Origin of the sequence: Spongiibacter pelagi (genome assembly GCF_014705705.1) — a bacterium.
GTDB lineage: Bacteria > Pseudomonadota > Gammaproteobacteria > Pseudomonadales > Spongiibacteraceae > Spongiibacter > Spongiibacter pelagi.
On record NZ_JACXLD010000001.1, the window covers coordinates 186731 to 207777 of the forward strand.

Consider the following 21047-nt stretch of genomic DNA (forward strand, 5'->3'; position numbering starts at 1 on the left):
CCTTTAACTCTCAGGCTTTATTCACGTTTTAAGCCTTCTATGGTGGATGAAATCACCGGTAGTGATCTATGCTTTCCCAAAAAAGGATTTGAGTGAAACTATGAAAATCATCGCACTGGGGATGACCCTATTGCTCACCTCACTGGCCGCCTGCGCAAGCAATAAGGACATTGCCACGCGCCCCATTTTTGGCACCAGTGAATATGTCTATATCGAAGAATTTGACCAGTGTTTTCTGGCTAAAATTGATACCGGCGCCGGCAGTGCATCGATCAATGCCATTAATATCAAGCTGGATGAAGGCCCCAAAGCCGACGATGATATGGTCAGCTTCGATCTCGTTCTGCCCGATGGCAGCCTCAAACCCTATAGTCTTCCGGTCAGCAAATATGTCTTGGTCAAACGCCGTGCGGCGGATATTGGCAAAGATGGTCGCGCGTATAATCGCCGTCCCTCGGTAGACCTGCACCTAAATATCGGCGGCACCACCCACCTTACCTCGGTGAATCTGGCTGACCGCCGCAGCTTTTCCAAGGCCATGTTGATAGGTCACGGGCCACTGAAAGCCTTTCATGCGCTGGTCGATGTGGCCGACGAAAAAGTACAGGGCAACTGCGCTAAGAGCGAACCCTCCGAGCCTGAACACGACCAACAAAACGAACAAGCCGATACCACTAACACCGATGAGAATGCGTCATGAAAGGGGTAAAACTGCACGTTAAAGTAATCGCCTTACTGCTGGCAGTATTCGGCGCTGCCAGTGTCGCTTGGCAAATATTTGCCCAGAACATTCCCGTCTCTGCCGAAATTACCGAGCCCGTTTGGGTGATTGATACCCGCATTAGCTTCTCGCCACGGGAAAACATGCCGGTAAAAATCAAACAATACCTGCCCCCTAGCTGGAGCCGCTTCATCACCCTCGACGAGAGTTTTATTGCCCGCAATTACGGCGTGAACGTAGACACCCAAGGCAATAACCGCGTTGCCTTGTGGTCTGCCCGGCGCACCAGCGGCAACCAAGAACTGTTTTACCGCTTAATGCTGACCCAGCGCAGCAATACCCGCCTTTCAAGCGAAGAGCCCGGCCCGGTTTTTCGTGACAGCCCGCAGTTAAGTGGTGTTGAAGCGGTGGCCGTAGACGCTTTGCTAAAACCGATTCGCGAGCACTCGGCGGATATTGAAACCTTTATCCGCGAAGCGATTAAACTGATTAACGACAACAGCAACGACAACGCCCGGTTATTGCTTGGTAATAATTATTCCGAGCAAAGCCGCGCCGCGGTTCTGGAACGCCTGCTGTCCTCAGCCCATATTCCGGTTGAACAAGTACATACCCTGCGCTTGAGCGATACCGCCCAACAAACGCCTGAGCTGTGGATGCGCAGCTACAATGGCCAGCGCTGGCTGTACTTCAACCCACAAACCGGCGCACAGGGCTTGCCTGAAGATCGCATTGTTTGGTGGACCGGCAACGATCCCATGATTCAGGTCGACGGGGTACGCAATCTGAAAGTTCAGATCAGCAGCCGCCAGCGCATTGTGAATTCCATCGAGCTCACCCAATCGCTATCAGAAAGCCGTGGCATGAGTGGCTGGTCTATGGCCATGTACTCGCTGCCGCTGCAAACCCAGCAGACTTTTAACTTTGTATTGATGATTCCGGTTGGCGTGCTGCTTATTCTGCTGCTGCGTAATATTGTCGGCCTGCAAACCCTCGGCACATTTACCCCGGTACTGATCGGCCTTGCCTTTCATGAAACCGGTGTGATTTGGGGCGTATTGTTCTTTACGGTGATTTCCTGCCTCGGCCTGGCCCTGCGTTCATATCTGGAACATCTGCACCTGCAATTGCTGTCGCGCCTGTCCACGGTACTCACATTTGTAGTGATTATGATGGCCCTGATCAGCGTGCTGGGGCATCAATTGGGCATGAAGCACAGCCTGTCCATCGGCTTGTTCCCCATGGTTATTCTCACCATGTCGATTGAACGCCTTTCCATTGCCTGGGAAGAGCGGGGCGGGCTACACAGCATGAAACTCGGCTTGGGAACCTTGGTCGCCGCCACGTTGGCACACCTGATGATGAGCTACTCCCCGTGGGTGTATTTCATTTTTACCTTCCCCGGCACCCTGCTGGTGTTAATGGCCATTATGCTGGCACTTGGTCACTATCGCGGTTATCGGCTTACCGAGCTGTTCCGCTTTAAAGCCATGGCCAACTAGGGGGCACTATGTCGCTATTTAGTACTTGGCGCAGCTTGCGCAAGCGCGGCGTAATGGGGATTAACCGGCGCAACAGCGATTATGTGTTGCGCTATAACCCGCGCCATTTATTTCCCTTGGTGGACGATAAGATCACAACCAAAATGCGCGCCATAGAGGCGGGCATTCATGTGCCGCCGCTAATCGGCATTATCGATTCGGAAAAGCAGATTGGCCAGTTCGATCAGCTGGTCGCCAATCACCGCGACTTTGTCATCAAACCTGCGCAAGGCGCTGGTGGCGACGGCATTACCGTGATTGCCGATCGCTTTGAGGGCTATTACCGAACCACCTCTGGCCGCCTGATGAGCAGCGAGGAAATTGAATTTCAGCTCTCCGGCATTTTATCTGGCATCTACTCGCTGGGCGGTCACCGCGACCGAGCACTGATTGAATACCGGGTTAAACCCGATCCGGTGTTTAGCGCCATCAGCTATGAGGGCGTGCCCGATATTCGCATTATTGTGCTGCAGGGTTATCCCGTTTTGGCCATGCTGCGGCTGCCCACTAGGCAGTCCAACGGCAAGGCCAATCTGCATCAAGGCGCGATTGGCGTCGGGGTCGATCTCGCCACCGGCATTACCTTGGACGGCACCTGGCACAACAAAAAAATTCAGAAACACCCAGACACGGTGAATCCCGTGCGCGGCGTTCAACTACCTTACTGGGACGGCTTTATCAGCTTGGCGACCCGCTGTTACGAGCTGACCGGCCTCGGTTATCTCGGCGTGGATATGGTGTTGGATAAAGATATGGGGCCGTTGATGCTGGAACTGAATGCCCGGCCCGGCCTGAATATTCAGATCGCCAACGATGTTGGCCTAGCGGCTCGCTGTAAAGTCGTCGAAAAAGAAATAGAGCGTTTAAACAAGGCGGGAGTAACAACAGCGTCGCCAGAACAGCGGCTGGCTTTCTGTCAGCGCGAATTTGCCACGCTGACAGAGTCTTTTTCTCAGAACACCGCCGAAAGCGCGTCCTGAGATATTTTGCAGGTGTGCAATGGGCTTATTTCGCCATTGCCGCCCGCTCTTTGGCAATCAACTGCTCTGCCACTTTCAGCATTTCCGTATGACCACCTGCCGAACGGCCGGTAATACGGTATTTACCATTAACAATCAGCTCCGGCGTACCGGCAATACCGTAGCTACGCGCACGTGAGTCGGCTTGTTTAACCTGGCTTTTCACACCGAAAGAGTTAAAGGTTTTCTTGAACTTCTCTGGATCAACGCCAGCCGCTTCCTGAAGCAGTTTGGCCATCGAATCTTCATCGGACAAGCGGTTATTGCGCAGATTGATTTCATCAAAAATTAACTGATGTACCTGATCCAGCACGCCCAGCGTCTCGGCGGTATAAAACAATTGCGCATGCACCACCATCAACGGATTCCACATGGCAGGAGAAGGGCGGAAATCCACATCCGCAGGCAGCTTCTTGGCCCACGCCTTAACCATGGGCTCGAAGTGGAAACAGTGGCTACAGCCGTACCAAAACACTTCGGTTACTTCGATTTTGTCGGGATGCGCAGTGCGCACTGGCTGCGCAATTTCAATATAACCCTGACCGGCTGGCGCGACTGCCGGCGCGGACTCCTGTACTTTAGCCTCAACCTTGGCGGGCGCAGGGGTAGGTGTTCCCGCATCGCTGCAAGCACTTAACGACATACCAATGACCAATGCCGCAACTAGGAAAAAAATACGATTCAACATTCCATCCTCTTGGATAATAGGGATTTAAAAATTATGTGACCGAAGCATAGCACTCCAGTTCCATTTCGTCCCCAAGGGGCAAAACGATCGCGCACAAAAAAGGCGGCTTATCGCCGCCTTCTTCCGTGACACCACCCAATTAGGTGGCGCTAACGCGGTAAAGCTTAGTTGTGCAAACCTTGAATAAAGCTAGATACCGCTTCAATTTCAGAGTCGCTCATTTTGAACGCGATGGTGCGCATCACTTTAATATCACCGTCGTTGCTGCGGCCTTCACGACCATCCATCGCCGCACGGAAAGCTTTCAACTGAGCCGCCGTGTACTCGGCATGTTGACCTGCCAAGGCAGGGAAGCCCGCACCGGCCATACCTTGGCCGCTGGGTGAGTGACAGGCAGAGCAAGCGGGAACATTGCGATCGGCAATGCCGCCGCGGTAGATTGCTTCACCCTTGGCCAGCAGTGCTTCTTTAGCCTGACCTGTAGACGCGGTTTTGCTGGCGTAGTATGCGGCGATATCCGCAATATCTTGCTCGCTCAGCATATCCGTCTGGCCGGCCATCATCGGCACAGGACGCGCGCCGGATTTGATGTCTTTAATTTGCTTGATCAGGTATTTCTCACCCTGGCCCGCCAATTTTGGGAAGCTTGGGGCAGCGCTATTGCCATCTGCGCCATGACAGGCCGCGCAGGCTGCAGTCTTGGCTTTGCCTTTGCCCGCATCACCTTCCAGCGCAAGCGCCGAAGTGGCACACAGCATGGACAGCATCATCATCAAAACGGTTTTTTTCATTGTCACACACTCTTTGAATTTGCAAATTCAATTTCGCCGCCGCGCCTTCGCTGAACTCTGTCATTGAACTATGCGCAAGCGACAAACTTATTAAAGATTATTTTCTATTGGCATTTTCCCAAACCGAATTCTGTTCTAGGTATTTCCGTTGAACATTGCTCAGCTCAAGGTGACCGATTGTGAAATCTGCGGCATTATACACAACTCAAAAGATAGAGGACATTTTTGCCCTGTATCACTTTCTATTGCGAATTATTGCAAAGACCCGCAACATTTTCTGAAGCCCAATATAATGCCTGATAGCCCCACGCTAAATTATCGCAACTGCCAATTTATCACCAGCGCCCCAAAACTGGCGCAATGCCCAGACGATTCCGGCTCTGAGGTCGCCTTTGCTGGCCGCTCCAACGCCGGTAAATCCAGTGCGATTAACGCCCTCACCGGCAATAGCAAAATGACCAAGACCAGTAAAACCCCGGGCCGCACCCAGCTGATTAACTTTTTCTCAGTGGGCGGCAATCCGGAGCAGCGACTGGTCGATCTGCCCGGTTATGGCTTTGCCAAGGTGCCACTGAAGGTAAAGCAAGAGTGGGAGCGCAATCTCGACCACTACCTACAGCATCGCCAATCTCTGCGCGGCTTGGTATTGCTAATGGATATCCGCCATCCGATGACGGATTTCGACTTAATGATGATGAATTGGGCAGAGCAGGCACAAATGCCGGTGCGCATTCTGCTAACCAAGGCCGATAAGTTAAAGCGCGGCCCGGCCATGAACACCCTGTTGCAGGTTCGCAAGCAATTGGAAGTTCACGGCGGCCTGATCAACGCCCAGCTATTCTCCGCCGTGAAAGGCGAGGGCTTAGACGACCTGCGCGGCCAACTGGATTTGTGGTTAGAAGAATCGGAAGACGCCGATGAGGCGCCTTCAGAGCAATGACACCCAAGAGCAATAACTTAGTGGGCTTCATCCCAGTTATCACCCACACCAATTCCTACTTCTAGCGGAATCGCCAATTCCGCTGCACCCGCCATCAGTGCCTCTAGCTTGGCGCTGACCTGCTCGATTTGGTGTTCGGCGACTTCCAGCACCAATTCATCGTGTACCTGCATAATCATACGGGCGTCGACTTCACCGCTCTGCAACCACGCATCTACGGCAATCATCGCTCGCTTGATAATATCCGCTGCCGTGCCTTGCATCGGCGCGTTAATCGCGGTGCGCTCCGCCGCCTGACGACGCTGGCCATTGCTGGCATTAATTTCAGGCAGGTGCAGGCGTCGACCAAATAAGGTCTCCACATAGCCTTTCTCTGCAGCTATGGCCCGCGTTTCATCCATATAGCGCTGCACACCGGGGTAGCGCTGGAAATAGAGATCAATATATTGCTGAGCCTCATTGCGGCCTATATGAAGCTGACGCGCCAAGCCGAAGGCGGACATGCCGTAAATTAAGCCAAAGTTGATCGCCTTGGCACTGCGGCGCTGCTCATCGGTCACCGCGTCTTTTTCCATACCGAATACTTCGGCAGCAGTTGCCCGGTGAATATCCTCACCGCGCGCAAACGCCTGAATCAGACCTTCATCGCCCGACAGATGCGCCATAATGCGCAGCTCGATTTGAGAATAATCCGCCGCCAAAATTTTATAGCCTTGCGGCGCGATAAACGCCTGACGAATACGCCGACCTTCTGCGCTGCGGATCGGGATATTTTGCAAATTCGGATCAGAGGACGAAAGTCGCCCAGTGGCGGCAACCGCTTGATGATAGGAGGTGTGCACCCGGCCGGTCGTCGGCTCAATCAACAGCGGTAATTTGTCGGTATAGGTCGATTTAAGCTTGGCTAAACCGCGATATTCCAGCAGCACCTTAGGCAGCTCATAATCGTGTGCCAGCTCAACCAACACTTCTTCAGCAGTACTTGGCGCACCCTTGGGCGTTTTTTTAATAACTGGAATATTAAGCCGCTCAAACAGGATTTCACCCAATTGCTTGGGCGAGGCCAAATTAAATTCGCCACCGGCAATCTCAAACGCCTGTCGCTCGAGTTGCACCAGTTTTTCCGCAATTTCCATGCTTTGCTTGGCCAACATATCGCGGCTGACCAAGGCACCGTTACGCTCTATTCGCGCCAAAATGGGCACCAAGGGCAGCTCGATGTCCCGATACACTTTTTCCAGCTCGGAATGTGCCGCCAATTGCGGCGCCAAGGTTTGGTGCAACCTTAACGTGATATCGGCATCTTCGGCGGCGTAAGGCCCGGCCTGTTCGAGCGCAATTTGATTAAAGGTGAGCTGCTTGCTGCCTTTACCAGCAATGTCTTCATAGTGAATGGTGCTATGGCCAAGGTATTTCAGCGCCAAGCTGTCCATATCGTGTCTGGAGCCGGTGGAGTCGAGCACATAGGACTCCAACATGCTGTCTTCGGCAATGCCGCGCAGGCTAATGCCGTGATTGGCCAGCACATGGCTGTCATATTTCAGGTTCTGCCCCAGCTTGGCGACATTGGCATCTTCAAGCAGGGGTTTGAGTGCACCCAATACTTGCTGTTCGGTAAGTTGCTCTGGCGCATCCAAATAATCGTGCGCAAAGGGCACATAAGCTGCTTTACCCGGCTCAATGGCAAAAGACACGCCCACTATCCGCGCCTGCATATAATTCAGGCTCGTGGTTTCGGTATCAAAGGCAAATAATTCGGCCTTACGCAGTTGCTCCAGCCAAGCATTAAATTCCGCTTCTGCGAGCACCACCTGATAATCTGTTTCGCTGACCGCTGCTGGCGCAGCCGCTTCGTGACCCGCCTTGTCGGTAACACCACCACTTTGCAACTCGTCTATCCAAGACTTAAATTCCATTTCTTGGAACAAGCTCAGCAACTTGTCATTATCCGGTGGGGTGGGGGTTAATGCCGCCAGATCCAGCTCGAGATCCACATCGCATTTAATGGTGGCCAGCTTGTAAGAAAGCTCCGCCATATCGCGGTTTTCTTCCAGCTTTTTACCTAGGCTTTTGGCACCGCGTACATCCAGCTCAGCGACTTTATCCAGATTCGCGTAGATATCTTTCAAGCCACCCAAACCCTGTAAAAGGGCGAGGGCGGTTTTTTCTCCCACGCCGGGAACACCGGGAATATTGTCGACTTTGTCGCCCATCAAGGCGAGAAAATCGATAATCAAGCTGGGCGGTAGGCCGAACTTTTCCTCCACCCCAGCCTCATCCATCACCGTTTCGGTCATAGTATTTACCAGCGTGACGTGGGCATTCACTAACTGCGCCATATCCTTATCGCCGGTAGAGACAATAACCGGGCGCTCGGAACCCGCCTGCGCCGCCAAGGTGCCGATAACATCATCGGCCTCCACCCCCTCAACCACCAAGCGGGGCAGGCCCATGGCGTCAATAATATCGTTAATGGGCTGTACCTGTACCCGCAAATCATCGGGCATCGGTGGCCGCTGCGCCTTGTACTGATCAAACATTTCGTCGCGAAAGGTTTTGCCTTTGGCGTCAAACACCACCGCAATTGGGCTGTCGGGATAATCTTTTTGCAAGCGCCGCAACATGGCGATAACGCCTCGAACAGCGCCAGTTGGCTGGCCAGCAGAGTTGCGTAAATCCGCCTTAAACATGGCGTGAAATGCGCGGTAAAGGTAGGAAGATCCATCAACCAGGATCAGGGGGGTATTTGCAGACATAAAACCGAATTAGCAAGGTAAACGTGCCGCAAGTGTAGCACGCCAGCCCGGCTGACCACCCCCTCGTGAATACGCTTTCCCCAGCCCGCGATAGGCGTTACCAATCAACACAATTGCAGATTGCATTACCGCTATATTGCCTATTAATTAACCAAATTTAACGGGTTTAGTACATCCATCGTCGTTACAATACGTAACACAAGGTAACAAAACCTTGTTGATTCACGAAACTGTGAATCACATTACTAGGAGTAAAAACGATGAAAAAAGTAACCAGCGCAATTGCGATATTGCTTGCCAGCACCATGGCGATGGCGGTTGAGCCCTCTGCGGGCACCCAGTCGCTGGTATTGGCTGAAAACACCATCAACGCCGAGATTAACAGCGGAATGGTAAGTGAAGAGTTTGTTTCGAATGCCCGCTCAGCTCAGGTTTTGCGAAAAACCTTGAATGCGGTGTCTGCAGAGCTAACTACGGAGCTTGACCGTCCGTTTGAGATCCTCTTCGCCGCCCAGTAAGTTACGGCGAGTTGGCCCGGCGGGCCAATTGCTTGATGACCAGCCTGCGGCAGCAGCGCATTTAAGATAACTGCTGCCAACGGCTTGATAGAAATCGACGAAATACGCCCCTGCAGGCTGCTTCAAGCCCAGCAAATCCAGCTCAATCACCTGACTTTCCACCCCTTCTAACAGTGACGCCAAGCGACTCATTGGAAACTGCGGCTCTTTAAAGACGCAGGTAAATTCTCCAGCCAGTAGGCCTTCACGCAAACTGGCCATATGACGAGCGCCGGGCAACTGATGCTCGGACTTCATTACCACTTTACCCGGCCCAATACCGTAGTGACTTTCAAAACGACTGAAACCGTCATGCACCAGAAGGTACTTAAATTTCGGCACGTGCTGGAGCTGTGCCTGTAACGATTTATCGTACTGGCGCAGATCAGAAATAAATCGGGCGGCATTGGCGTGAAAATACGCACCCCGTGTAGGGATCTGGCGAGAAAGGGTATTGGCGATTTTTCTCGCCATATCTTGCACAAGCTGCAAGTCCAACCACACATGTGGATCTTCACCACGCGCTAAGTTTGGCGCGAGACTAACCGCCGCCGCGTGTTTGCCGGCAAGTTTTTTGAGGCTGTTTTCAAGTTCGGGGCTAACCCAAAAGAACACATCTGCGCCCATCATGCGACGGATATCAGAGGGACGAAACTGGTAATCGTGGGGAGAAACACTGGGTGGCAACAGCAGGGAGGCGTCGACGGCGTCGCCGCCAATTTCCGTAACCATTAGATTCAGGGGAAGAATACTCGACATTACTTGCAGGCGAGATTGCGCACTCACTAGAGAGCTCATGCCTAGCAAAACAACGATTAGCAAGGCTCGCAATACCGCGCCCTCATTTTCAATTCCCCAAATAATGCAATATTATAACATATCTTCTCATTCATCCCTGAGTTATGACCACGTCCAACCACAATCACCAGAAATGCATTCGCACCGCATTGTGCCAAGCGGAAGCGCTCTGCAAGGCTCGCGCACAGCGATTGACGCCAATACGTGAGCAAGTGCTTCGCTCTGTATGGTCATCACACAAAGCGATTGGCGCCTATAGTATTATCGACGCCCTGGCGAAACAATCCTCGAAGCCCCCGGCGCCACCCACAGTTTATCGAGCTCTCGACTTTTTACTCGATAACGGCCTCATACATCGAGTCAATTCACTCAATGCATTTATCGGCTGCAATGCTCCCGGGCATCAGCACAATAGTCAGCTATTGATTTGTCGACGCTGCAGCAATACCACCGAGTTGGTTTCAGAAGCACTCAACTCACAGGCTAATAAAGCCGCGAAACAGGAAAACTTCGTATTGGAACAAACCTGCGTGGAACTCACTGGACTTTGCGAAACTTGCAGTAGGGAAATAGCACATGACGAATGAGAATGCATTACTGTCACTGCAAAGCGTAGGCGTTAAACACGAAAAACGTGTTCTGCTTAACAATATCGACCTGCATATTATGCCAAAAGAGATTGTCACCATCATTGGCCCTAATGGCGCGGGCAAAAGTACTTTGCTGCGAGTCGCGCTGGGATTAATGAACGCTGACAGCGGTCGCATTGTACGCAAAAAAGGGCTGCGCATTGGTTATATGCCCCAACGAATGACGCTAAATCCACTGCTGCCTTTAACGGTAGAACGGTTTTTAGGCATGGCCGTCACCGGCAAAAAGCGCGGCGAGTCGCACGACATTGAATCCGCACTCGCTCGCACCGGCGTTGCCCACCTGCAAAAACACTCCATGCAAAATCTTTCCGGCGGCGAGACCCAACGCGTTCTGCTTAGCCGCGCCTTATTAGCCAAGCCAAAATTACTGGCGCTGGATGAGCCCGCGCAAGGCGTTGATATCACCGGTCAAACGGAATTGTATGAATTGATTACCCAGTTGCGCGACGAACTCAGTTGCGCCGTATTAATGGTGTCTCACGATTTGCATTGGGTAATGGCAAAAACCGATACCGTGATCTGCCTTAATCAGCATGTTTGCTGTCACGGCCACCCTGAAAAAGTCAGTAACGATCCCGCCTACCTGCAATTGTTCGGTCGCCGCCATGCCGAGGCGATCGCCCTGTACCACCACGACCACGATCACCGCCACACGGTTCATGGCGATATAGAGTGCGACCATCACCATGACTGATTTACTGATTTACGCCGCTCTTGCCGGACTGCTACTGGCATTGATCTGTGGCCCACTGGGCTCGCTGGTGACTTGGCAGGGCATGGCCTATTTTGGCGATACCCTCGCACATTCGGCGCTATTGGGTCTCGCGCTCGGCCTCTTTCTCGATACCGACCTCAATATTGCCGTGCTATTCACCAGCCTACTGATAGCGGCATTATTGTTTTTACTGCAATGGCGTAATCCCCGACAAAGCCTAGATAGCCTGCTCGGCATCCTCTCGCACAGCAGCCTTGCCCTGGGTTTGGTGGTTTTGTCGCTGCTAAGCAACGCCCAATTTGATCTCAGCGCATTTCTGTTTGGCGATCTGCTTTCCGTAAACCAACAAGACCTCTACCTTTTGCTCGGTATTGTTGTGGTGATGATCACGTTATTAATCCGCTTTTGGGGCGACTTAGTTAGCATGACCGCTCACGCCGAACTCGCCGCAGTGGAAGGCTTGCCAGTAAAGCGCCTGCGCCTGCTAATGATGTTGATGATTGCCGGCACCGTGGCAGTAGCCATGAAAATTGTTGGCGTGCTGTTAATCACCGCCATGTTGATTATTCCCGCATCGACAGCAGGAAGATTAGCTCGCAACCCGGAACAGTCCGCGTTCATTGCGATTGCCCTTGGCTGGGCGGCCGTACTTGGCGGACTGACCGTCGCTTGGTATGCCGATACCCCGGCAGGGCCCAGCGTAGTGCTGAGCGCGGCGGGCTTCTACGCCTTAAGCTTTGTGTTTACTGCCAGCCGGCGCGCGGTTTAATTTGAAAAACAAGAAGCTGGGAATAGGGGGGTAGGAAAGCCGGGGACTAAACCGCCCCGGCTTTGAAGACCTGAATTTTAGGGCGTAAAGTGTTGGTGAATCAGCATATAGCTCTGGGTTAATTTGCCAATTTCCAAGGGCGCCTTAAAGAAACCCAGTGAATGCCCTTCGGGGTTGATCAGGGCGACATTGCCACTGTGCTCCACCAAATAATCTTCACCACCGCCCGGCACCTTCGCAAAAGGAATATTCAGCGAGGTCGCCAAGCGGTGAATATCGAGAAACTCACCGGTAATACCGCGAAATGCCGGATGGAAAAACGCCAAATAAGCATCTAGCGATTGCGGCGTATCTCGCGCTGGATCAACACTCGCCAACCAGACTTGAGTATCCGCACGCACTTCCGCAGGTAATTCCGTATAAAAGGTTTTTAATTGCGCGAGCGTGGTCGGGCAAATATCCGGGCAATAGGTGAAGCCAAAAAACACCAGATTCCACTTACCCATAAACCCGCTTGGGGTAAAAGCCGCACCTTTGTTATCTACCAAATTAAAACCAGGCAGCATGCGCGGATTTTCATACAAATACGCACCCATGGATTTCAGCGCATCGCGGTCAAGCTCGCGCGACTGGGTCATGGAATAGAAAAATCCACCCACCAAACAAACCATGGCCACAACAACAATGCTAACCGTGCGACGAACACCTCGGCGCTGACGTTCTAGGCCACCACCAATAGCACCAATCGTTGCCGGATTTTGCTGCTCCGAATTATTTTCCTGGCTCATACACCGCCCCCGTAAACATAGGCCGCCGGGATCAAATAGTGATCCAGCAACATCACAATAAACAGCGCCATTAGATAAATGATGGAATAAGCAAAGGTCGCCATTGGCGCTTTAGGGTTATTACCCCTCATCAACACAATCGCCCAGTAGATAAAACCCGCACCCAAACACACCGCGCCAAGCAGGTACAACACGCCGCTCATACCCGTAGCGAAAGGCAGCAAGGTCACCACAAACAATAAAATGGTATAGAGCAAGGTATGGAACTTGGTATAACTGATGCCGTGTGTGACCGGCAGCATAGGAATATCAACCTTGGCGTATTCATCCCGGCGATGAATCGCCAGTGCCCAGAAATGCGGCGGCGTCCACACAAAAATAATCAGCACCAGCAGCAGGGCATGACCATTGATTTCGCCAGTGACTGCCGTCCAGCCCAACAGCGGCGGCGCCGCGCCAGCGATACCACCAATAACAATATTCTGTGGCGTCGCGCGCTTCAAAAACAGGGTGTAAACCACGGCGTAACCCAACAGCGATGCCAGTGTTAGCCAAGCAGTTAGGGCATTAATCCACAGCAGCAAAATTGCCATGCCCAAGCCACCGAGAATTGCGGCAAATACGGCAGCATTCTTGGTTTTTACTCGCCCCTGTGCGATGGGGCGATTGTGGGTACGCGCCATCTGAATATCAATACGCTGATCAACCAGATGATTCACGGCCGCCGCGGAACCCGCACAGAGGGCGATACCCAAGTTGCCGAGTATCAACACATCCAGTGGCACCATACCCGGCACCGCCATAAACATGCCGATCACCGAGGTCAGCAGCATCAGCAAAACTACATTGGGTTTGCAGAGCTCGTAATAATCGCGCCAGCTCATAGATTCGGCTGTCATCGTTTCGACCCCGGCTTTTTCAAATACGCAGTGCGCAGGTAATAATTCACCGTCACCATGGTCAGCAATAACAGTGCCCCAACTAGGTTATGGGCAACCGCGACAAAAATGGGGAAGCCAAACACAATATTGCTTACACCCAACAACAGCTGCACACCCAAAACCGCAAGGATTACCCACGACAACTTGGTAAAACGCTTGCTGCCTAAAAAGCGCAGCCGGAAGAACAGCAGCAACAAAATCAACGTGACAAACAATGCGCCGGTGCGATGGCTCACATGAATTGCCACGCGAGCAGCATTGTCCAATTGCCCACCCAAATAATTGGGGCCAATGTGCTGAGTGATATTAAAACCGCTGGCGAAATCCATGGGCGGAAACCACTGTCCCATTTGGCAGGCTGGAAATTCCGGGCAGGCGATATCGGCATAGTTAGACGTCGTCCAACCGCCTAGGGCGATTTGAATCACTACCGCGATTAACGCAATCATCGCAATTGGCTTAATTGCTTGCAGACGAGGTGCCATGCTGCGCTGAACCGGCCAGTGTTTATTGTTTAAACGCAGGGTCAACAACCACAGCAAGCTGATCGTAGTAAATCCACCTAAGAGGTGCGAAGTCACCACTTGTGGCCAGAGTTTCAGCGTTACCGTCCACATGCCAAACAGGCCCTGCAGAATGATAAAACCAAGGAGAAACGCCGGCAGTTTCAACGGCTGCTGTTCTGGTTTAGCCGCTTTTTTACGCGCGAGAATGGCCATACCAAGAATCGCGATAGTAAACAGGCCAAGACTGCTCGCAAGATAACGGTGGATCATTTCTGGCCAAGTTTTATCGTGCTCAACCGGCATATCAGGATAGGCCGCATTGGCTGCCTCAACCTCATGATCCTCATTGGGCCACAAAACATGGCCGTAACAACCCGGCCAATCCGGGCAGCCCAAACCGGCATCGGCCAAACGGGTAAACACACCCATGCCCAAGACAATGACCGCAACCAAACAAGCGACGAAGGCCAATCGGAAGCTGGGCTTTCTCTTTTCAGGAGAATTTATAAAATTCATAACAAATCCACACAATATCTGCGTTAACGGAGCAGACGTTTCATATCTTTCAAAATATCTTTGCCCAAGCTGGTCAGAGTCATTAGCTCAGTATCTTCAGCCTGGTAATACATCATCAACCAACCGCGTGGATCGACCACATAAAATACATTGGCTGCTTCTGGGTTTATGTCCAATTGCGGAAGGCTATTTAAAAACGCGGCGCGCTCAGCATAGAGCACGGAAATATCGCTGTGCGCGACTTTTAGTTCTTCCTTCAACTCATCGGAAATTTGACCATCCAAGGCGAGGTAAACCCGCTCAACACGGTTGGTTTTTTTGCCCAAGGCGATATGTGTCTGGCGCGTGAGATACAACATGCGCTCACACTCAGCAACACAAGTCTGGCCACCAGCGACCATATAGACCCACTTCGATTCCGCCAAATTGAACAGAAACTCGCTGCCATCTTCGCGCTTTAATTTTAAAAGGGGCAGCTCCGCTGGCGGTTGTACCAAAACACCGCGATTGATATTGCCGAGGCTGATGATATTTTTCTGTGCCAGAAAAAACATCACGCTAGAAAAGGCGACGACTAGCACCGGGATTGCCAGAATCAACGTGAGTTGCCGCTTATTGCTGGCATTAACTTCAGTATTCATTTATTCGTCCATATTGGGCGCTTTTCGACTGCGCCAAACTTGCAACACATTGGTGTTGCGCAAAATAAAAATCACGCTCAAGACAAAGGCCATGGCAAACCACTGAACGGCATAACCGGTATGCTTTTGCGGACTGACATTGACGACCAAGCGCTGTACAGCAAAGGCGTTCGCATCTGCCGCATCCAGCCGTAGCATGGTCGGCAGAAGCGTAGGAAACTCTTGCTGTAAAGTCTCAATTTCCAACCACTGTTGGCGACGCGGCCACTTTTTTTCTGCTTCAAAACCTGTGGAGTAATTCTTGCCTAGGCCTTTATACAGCTCGCCTCGCAGGGTCACCTCACCTTCGGGAAAACCGACCTCTGGCAAAATATTGCGGTCCTGACTGCCGGCAACCCAACCCCGATCTACCAGCAATTCTCGGCCGTCCGCCAATTTGAGGAGCGCGATTATCTCATAACCAAAGCGTCCCTGAAAAATACGGTTATCCATCAGCCAATAGCGCTGACTATCGAACACTCCGGTAGCGGTAACCGGCCGATAGTTTTCAAACTTCTCAAGCTTGCCGATGGCAACTGGCGGCTGCTGTTGCAAGCTTTCAGCCTGAGCAAGTATCAGTGCTTTTTCATCTGCCCGGCGCAGCTGCCAACTACCCAAGCTCAAAAGCACAGGCAAAATCAGCAATATCGCCAGCGCCGATTTCCAGTCGAGCTGCCATTGCAATCTGTTTTCGCTGTCGCTCATCTGCACTCGCTCTTGTGTATACTGCGGCAAACCAAGGAGCTTGCTATGTGGCTTAAAGTCGTCATTGTTGTGTTGTTTATCGCGCTGGTTATCAGCTTGTTCAGTAGCCTTGCCTTCCTGATGAAAGACAAAGGCTCAACCATGCGAACCTGGCATACCCTCAGTATTCGCCTAGTGCTTGCGAGTTTATTAATGGGCTTTCTAATTTACGGAATCTACACCGGTCAGCTCGGCTCAAACGCACCTTGGGATCAGCGCTATCTCGAAAAAGGTTCTGCCGTTCTCAATCAGCCTTAATTTTTTACTTTCACAAGCCCGATGCAAAAAGGCCGGAGCTATATGGCTCCGGCCTTTTATTTTACGTCCTGTTTTGTTTAGAGGATATAAACAAACAAGAACAGGAATACCCACACTACGTCAACAAAGTGCCAGTACCAAGACGAGGCTTCAAAACCGAACTGGTCTTCACTATTGAAATGACCTTTGGTGGTTGAGCGCAGAAACTGCACCAACAACATAACGGTACCCATGATTACGTGGAAACCGTGGAAACCGGTCAACATAAAGAAGGTGGTACCGTAAACACCGCTAGACAGACTCAGGCCGTATTCAACCAGTGCTTCATGGTATTCCATGTATTGCAGCACAACGAAGATCAGGCCCAGGCCAACGGTAATACCCAGCCACAGATTGAATTTCTTGCGGTTATTTTCTTTCAGACCCACATGCGCAACGTGGCAAGTGAAGCTGGAAGTCAGCAGCACGATGGTGTTCCACAGCGGCAACCAGTGCAGCATATTGCTCCAACCTGGGAATGACAGGTGATGTTCCGGGCCTGAGAATGCACCGTTGTTTGCCAGGTGACCTGCGGCCATTTGTCCGCTAACACCACCAACGGCTTGCTGTGGCGTTTCCATCAGCGGCCAGCTGTATTCAAAGCCGGGCCATAGCAGAGTGTTCATATCACCGGCACCCGCACCCGCCAGCCAAGGGCCCGCCAAGTTACGGATGTACCACAGTGCGCCAAAGAAGGCGGCAAAGAACATTACTTCAGAGAAGATGAACCACTGCATACCAATCACATAAGAGTGCTTGAGTTGAGCGCTGTTCATGCCCTGAATGTTTTCGCGGATGGTGGTCGCGAACCATGAGAACAGGGTAATCGCGAACCAGACCAGACCGGCAACCAGAATAAAGCCGGCATTGCTGGGCTCTTCTGGCTTGCTCAGGTGATCAATATAGTGGGAAGCGCCCCACACAATCATCACCAGACCAATGGTCGCTCTGATTGCGAGGCTGCTGCTTTCTGGCACGTAATAGGTTTCGTGCCCTGTATTACTTTGACCTGCCATTTATAAACTCTCCGTTCTTCTAGCAGAGAAACCTTAATTATTGAGCAGCCACTGAATCTTGTGCAGCGGCTCTCTCTGTAACATCAAAAATTGTGTAGGACAGGGTGATCACGTGAATATCCTTGGGGAGATCACGGTCAACAATGAATCGCAGCGGCATATCTGCAGAGGCACCGGCCGCCAGTGGCTGCTGGTTAAAGCAAAAACACTCTGTTTTGTGGAAATATTCCACCGCCCGCGAAGGCACAATGCTGGGAATAGACTGCGACACCATGTAGCGACTTTCATTGTTTTTGGCAAAGAATGTCACTGTGGCCGGCTCACCGGGGTGAACTTCAACCTGACTGGTATTTGGCCCGAATTCCCAGGGCATCATTTCATTGTTTTGCGCCACAAACTGCACTTTAACAACACGCTCAGTATCAACGCTGGACTCTACAACCGTGTATTGGCCGCGAGTCTTACCGTTGATGCCGAGCAAATCACACATTGCATTATAGAGTGGCGGCATCACCCACATGGCGAAAGCAAACATTGCCACCACCAGCACGCTGAGCTTGCCGGCGGTTTTTGCAATATTTTCGTTCGCTTTCGACACGTGTTTATCCTCTTACTTCACTTCTGGTGGAGTAGTGAAGGTGTGGTAAGGCGCTGGTGAAGGCACTGTCCACTCAAGGGTAGTTGCACCTTCCCAAACTTTGTCACTGTTCACAGGCTTGCCATGGGTAATGGTACGCACAATGTTGAACAAGAACAGCAACTGGCTCGAACCGTAAATGAAGGCACCGATTGACGACATCATGTTGAAGTCAGCAAACATCATGTTGTAGTCAGGGATACGGCGTGGCATACCTGCCAACCCGGCGAAATGCTGCGGGAAGAAGGTCAGGTTGAAGCCAATGAACGAAATCCAGAAATGGGTTTTACCCATGGCTTCGTTGTACATTTTGCCGGTCCACTTTGGCAGCCAGTAGTACACCGCTGCAGACAAGGCGAAGATCGCACCCGCAACCATGGTGTAGTGGAAGTGAGCAACAACAAAGTAGCTGTCGTGGTACTGGAAGTCAGCAGGCGCAATCGCCAGCATCAGACCAGAGAAACCACCCACGGTGAACAGGAACACCTTGGCAATCGCAAACAGCATTGGCGTTTCAAGAGTGATAGAACCCTTGAACATGGTGGTGATCCAGTTGAACACCTTGGCCGCTGTTGGCACCGCGATCAGCATGGTGGCGTACATGTAGAACAGCTCGCCCGCCAGTGGCAGACCAACAGTGTACATGTGGTGAGCCCACACGATGAACGACAGGAAGGCGATAGACGCTGTTGCGTAAACCATTGAGTCGTAACCGAACAAAGGCTTGCGCGAGAACACTGGGATAATCTCAGACACCACACCGAAGGCGGGCAGAATGATGATGTATACCTCGGGGTGACCGAAGAACCAGAACACGTGCTGGAACAGAACCGGGTCACCGCCACCAGCAGCAGAGAAGAAGCTGGTACCGAAGTGAATATCCATCAGCATCATGGTTACTGCACCGGCCAGTACGGGCATTACCGCAACCAGCAGGAAGGCCGTGATCAACCAAGTCCATACGAACAGCGGCATCTTCATGTAGGTCATGCCGGGAGCGCGCATATTAACAATGGTTGCGATGATGTTGATCGAACCCATGATCGACGAAATACCCATGGCGTGAACACTGAAGATAAACAGGGTTACGCTTGGTGGGGCATAGGTGGTCGACAGTGGCGCGTAGAACGTCCAACCGAAGTTTGGCGCACCGCCTTCCATGAACAGGCTAGAAGCCAGAATCAGGAAAGTGGGTGGCAGAATCCAGAATGACCAGTTGTTCATCCGTGGCAGGGCCATATCTGGCGCACCGATCATCAACGGAATCATCCAGTTAGCCAAACCAACGAACGCCGGCATGATGGCACCAAATACCATCACCAGACCGTGCATTGTGGTCATCTGATTGAAGAACGCGGGATCAACAATCTGCAGGCCGGGCTGGAACAGCTCGGCACGAATAATCATTGCGAAAGAACCACCTAACAGGAACATCGCAAAGCTGAACCAAAGGTACATGGTACCAATGTCTTTATGGTTGGTTGTAAACAACCAACGGCTGAAACCCTTAGCAGGTCCGTGAGCCATGACGAATCCCCCTACTGACCTTTCTTGAATTTGTAGACATCAACTGGCTGCAACATGTCACCCATGTTATTGCCAAATGCGTTGCGCTGGTAAGTAGTGACGGCCGCCAGGTCGACCTCATTGAGCTGGCCACCAAACGCCTGCATCGCAGTGCCGGGCACACCATTCACAATCACGTCCAGATGTCCTTTGGTTGAGCCAGTCGCCAGCGGGCTGCCAGCAATCGCTTTACCCACGCCGCCTTCACCGTTGGCACCGTGACAGGCCAAACAGTTGCGCTCGTAAACTTTCTTACCGCGCGCCACCAGCTCATCCATGGTGAATTCTTTAGCCATCAGCTCTTTCAACTCAGCCGCTTCAGCCAGTTTACCGGCCAACCACTGGTCGTATTCTTCTTGCTCAACCACGTTTACCACAATCGGCATAAAGCCGTGATTGCGGCCACACAGCTCCGCACACTGACCGCGATAAACGCCAGTTTCAGTGGGCTTGGTCCACGCTTCGTTGACAAATCCGGGGATCGCATCGCGCTTAACCGCCAACTCAGGAACCCACCACGCGTGCAGTACGTCGTTGGCAGTAACCAGGAAGCGAGTTTTGGAGTTCACAGGTAGAACAACGGGCTCATCAACTTCCAACAGGTAGTTCGAGCCTTTCTCTTCTTCGTTGCCAATCTCGGACTCAGGCGTGCGCAGATTAGAGAAGAAAGTAACGTTATCGCCATTCGGGTTGATGTATTCGTACTTCCACTTCCACTGATAACCGGTGATCAGGATGTCCTGAGCCGCGTCGTCAGTGTCGTAAACTTCGATCAGTACTTTAGTGGCGGGAACCGCCATGATGATCAACAACAGGAAAGGCACCACGGTCCAAGCGATTTCGAGCTTGGTATTTTCGTGGAAAGTAGCGGGCTCAGAGTGACGCTCTTTGCGGTATGCAAATACCGAATAAAACATCAGACCGAAAACGATGATACCGACTACCACACAGATCCAGAAAACCAGCATATGCAGGTCGTAGATCTTGTGGCCGACTTCGGTCACCCCCGGTGTCATATTTCCGCGCCAGTGCTCTGCTTTCTCAGCAGTTGCGGCCCATACACCTGAACTCATCAGGCTGAGCAGCACCAGCACAGGATTAAGCGCCAGCTTTAACAGCCGCTTCGCTTGTTGTTGCATCTCCCGTGTCTCCATAAACATTAAAAGGAAACCCTCAGCCCGTCCCGGCAGCAACGCAGAAATATATAGCCTGTTATGTGAGTACCAATGCGGTTTTTTATAATCAGGTCAAAAGGGACCACCAAATCCACCCCTGCGGGCGAATCTGGTCATCTCTCTCGATCATATTTTCGCGTCGTCAAACCCCGATTTTGGCTTTGGGTGCGACAAAACGCCGCAATTATAAACCGCAAAATTCTGGTAAGGCTACTCTGATAGAAGCAAACGGA

Annotated in this window: 22 protein-coding genes; 9 read left to right on the forward strand and 13 right to left on the reverse strand. The window is 51.9% G+C overall.

Going from position 1 to position 21047, the window contains the following annotated elements; genetic code table 11:
• The first annotated feature begins 100 nt into the window (after positions 1-100).
• The 3 genes from IB286_RS00895 to IB286_RS00905 are packed head-to-tail and all read left to right on the forward strand — an operon-like array spanning position 101 to position 3242.
• Positions 101-700, forward strand: a complete 600-nt coding sequence (locus IB286_RS00895) for a putative ATP-dependent zinc protease (RefSeq protein WP_190761779.1) — start codon at positions 101-103, stop codon at positions 698-700.
• Entirely contained in the window at positions 697-2223 is a 1527-nt protein-coding gene (locus IB286_RS00900; protein ID WP_190761780.1) for a UUP1 family membrane protein, read from the forward strand. Before IB286_RS00895 ends, IB286_RS00900 begins: the two co-directional genes overlap by 4 nt.
• An 8-nt stretch (positions 2224-2231) precedes the next feature.
• Positions 2232-3242: an alpha-L-glutamate ligase-like protein gene (locus IB286_RS00905; protein ID WP_190761781.1), complete on the forward strand. Its 1011-nt coding sequence runs from the start codon at positions 2232-2234 to the stop codon at positions 3240-3242.
• A gap of 25 nt (positions 3243-3267) precedes the next feature.
• On the opposite strand, the gene IB286_RS00910 is transcribed toward IB286_RS00905, so the two are convergent.
• Both IB286_RS00910 and IB286_RS00915 read right to left on the reverse strand, forming a co-directional pair.
• Entirely contained in the window at positions 3268-3969 is a 702-nt protein-coding gene (locus IB286_RS00910) for a thiol:disulfide interchange protein DsbA/DsbL (RefSeq protein WP_190761782.1), read from the reverse strand.
• Between the two features lie 164 nt (positions 3970-4133).
• Positions 4134-4760, reverse strand: coding sequence for a c-type cytochrome (locus IB286_RS00915; protein ID WP_190761783.1), 627 nt, complete (start codon positions 4758-4760; stop codon positions 4134-4136).
• Between the two features lie 292 nt (positions 4761-5052).
• Between IB286_RS00915 and yihA the strand changes: the two genes are divergently transcribed.
• Positions 5053-5700, forward strand: a complete 648-nt coding sequence (gene yihA, locus IB286_RS00920; protein WP_190761784.1) for a ribosome biogenesis GTP-binding protein YihA/YsxC — start codon at positions 5053-5055, stop codon at positions 5698-5700.
• Between the two features lie 17 nt (positions 5701-5717).
• Here the strand turns inward: yihA and polA are convergent, their stop codons facing one another.
• Positions 5718-8456, reverse strand: a complete 2739-nt coding sequence (gene polA / locus IB286_RS00925) for a DNA polymerase I (protein ID WP_190761785.1) — start codon at positions 8454-8456, stop codon at positions 5718-5720.
• Between the two features lie 260 nt (positions 8457-8716).
• Between polA and IB286_RS00930 the strand changes: the two genes are divergently transcribed.
• On the forward strand, positions 8717-8974 hold the full coding sequence (locus IB286_RS00930; RefSeq protein WP_190761786.1) for a hypothetical protein: 258 nt from the start codon (positions 8717-8719) through the stop codon (positions 8972-8974).
• Here IB286_RS00930 and IB286_RS00935 read toward each other — a convergent pair.
• A complete protein-coding gene (locus IB286_RS00935; RefSeq protein ID WP_190761787.1) occupies positions 8924-9799 on the reverse strand; it encodes a metal ABC transporter solute-binding protein, Zn/Mn family in 876 nt (291 codons plus the stop codon). The two genes, IB286_RS00930 and IB286_RS00935, sit on opposite strands and share 51 nt — an antisense overlap.
• A gap of 116 nt (positions 9800-9915) precedes the next feature.
• On the opposite strand from IB286_RS00935, the gene IB286_RS00940 reads away from it, so the two are divergent.
• Genes IB286_RS00940 through IB286_RS00950 form a run of 3 tightly spaced genes read left to right on the forward strand, consistent with a single transcriptional unit; the run spans position 9916 to position 11948 of the window.
• Positions 9916-10398, forward strand: a complete 483-nt coding sequence (locus tag IB286_RS00940) for a Fur family transcriptional regulator (protein WP_190761788.1) — start codon at positions 9916-9918, stop codon at positions 10396-10398.
• On the forward strand, positions 10388-11158 hold the full coding sequence (gene znuC / locus IB286_RS00945; RefSeq protein WP_190761789.1) for a zinc ABC transporter ATP-binding protein ZnuC: 771 nt from the start codon (positions 10388-10390) through the stop codon (positions 11156-11158). The genes IB286_RS00940 and znuC overlap by 11 nt, the downstream gene beginning before the upstream one ends.
• Positions 11151-11948: an iron chelate uptake ABC transporter family permease subunit gene (locus IB286_RS00950; protein ID WP_190761790.1), complete on the forward strand. Its 798-nt coding sequence runs from the start codon at positions 11151-11153 to the stop codon at positions 11946-11948. The genes znuC and IB286_RS00950 overlap by 8 nt, the downstream gene beginning before the upstream one ends.
• A gap of 77 nt (positions 11949-12025) precedes the next feature.
• Here IB286_RS00950 and IB286_RS00955 read toward each other — a convergent pair whose 3' ends face one another.
• The 5 genes from IB286_RS00955 to IB286_RS00975 are packed head-to-tail and all read right to left on the reverse strand — an operon-like array spanning position 12026 to position 16084.
• Positions 12026-12736 carry an SCO family protein gene (locus IB286_RS00955; protein ID WP_190761791.1) on the reverse strand — a complete coding sequence of 237 codons (711 nt, stop codon included), beginning with the start codon at positions 12734-12736 and terminating at the stop codon, positions 12026-12028.
• Positions 12733-13635, reverse strand: a complete 903-nt coding sequence (cyoE, locus tag IB286_RS00960; protein WP_190761792.1) for a heme o synthase — start codon at positions 13633-13635, stop codon at positions 12733-12735. The genes IB286_RS00955 and cyoE overlap by 4 nt, the downstream gene beginning before the upstream one ends.
• Positions 13632-14699 carry a COX15/CtaA family protein gene (locus tag IB286_RS00965; protein WP_190761793.1) on the reverse strand — a complete coding sequence of 356 codons (1068 nt, stop codon included), beginning with the start codon at positions 14697-14699 and terminating at the stop codon, positions 13632-13634. The genes cyoE and IB286_RS00965 overlap by 4 nt, the downstream gene beginning before the upstream one ends.
• Positions 14700-14722: 23 nt before the next feature.
• Positions 14723-15340: a hypothetical protein gene (locus IB286_RS00970; protein WP_190761794.1), complete on the reverse strand. Its 618-nt coding sequence runs from the start codon at positions 15338-15340 to the stop codon at positions 14723-14725.
• The gene (locus IB286_RS00975; RefSeq protein WP_190761795.1) at positions 15341-16084 is read right to left on the reverse strand and encodes an SURF1 family protein; all 744 of its coding nucleotides are present in this window, start codon (positions 16082-16084) and stop codon (positions 15341-15343) included.
• A 45-nt stretch (positions 16085-16129) separates the two neighbouring features.
• Here IB286_RS00975 and IB286_RS00980 point away from each other — a divergent pair, with 45 nt between their 5' ends.
• A complete protein-coding gene (locus tag IB286_RS00980; RefSeq protein WP_190761796.1) occupies positions 16130-16381 on the forward strand; it encodes a DUF2909 domain-containing protein in 252 nt (83 codons plus the stop codon).
• 77 nt (positions 16382-16458) lie between these two features.
• On the opposite strand, the gene IB286_RS00985 is transcribed toward IB286_RS00980, so the two are convergent.
• The 4 genes from IB286_RS00985 to coxB are packed head-to-tail and all read right to left on the reverse strand — an operon-like array spanning position 16459 to position 20778.
• Positions 16459-17436 carry a cytochrome c oxidase subunit 3 gene (locus tag IB286_RS00985; RefSeq protein ID WP_190761797.1) on the reverse strand — a complete coding sequence of 326 codons (978 nt, stop codon included), beginning with the start codon at positions 17434-17436 and terminating at the stop codon, positions 16459-16461.
• Between the two features lie 37 nt (positions 17437-17473).
• Positions 17474-18034, reverse strand: coding sequence for a cytochrome c oxidase assembly protein (locus tag IB286_RS00990; RefSeq protein ID WP_190761798.1), 561 nt, complete (start codon positions 18032-18034; stop codon positions 17474-17476).
• Between the two features lie 12 nt (positions 18035-18046).
• On the reverse strand, positions 18047-19600 hold the full coding sequence (gene ctaD, locus IB286_RS00995; protein ID WP_190761799.1) for a cytochrome c oxidase subunit I: 1554 nt from the start codon (positions 19598-19600) through the stop codon (positions 18047-18049).
• A gap of 11 nt (positions 19601-19611) precedes the next feature.
• Entirely contained in the window at positions 19612-20778 is a 1167-nt protein-coding gene (coxB, locus tag IB286_RS01000; RefSeq protein WP_190761800.1) for a cytochrome c oxidase subunit II, read from the reverse strand.
• Between the last annotated feature and the right edge of the window lie 269 nt (positions 20779-21047).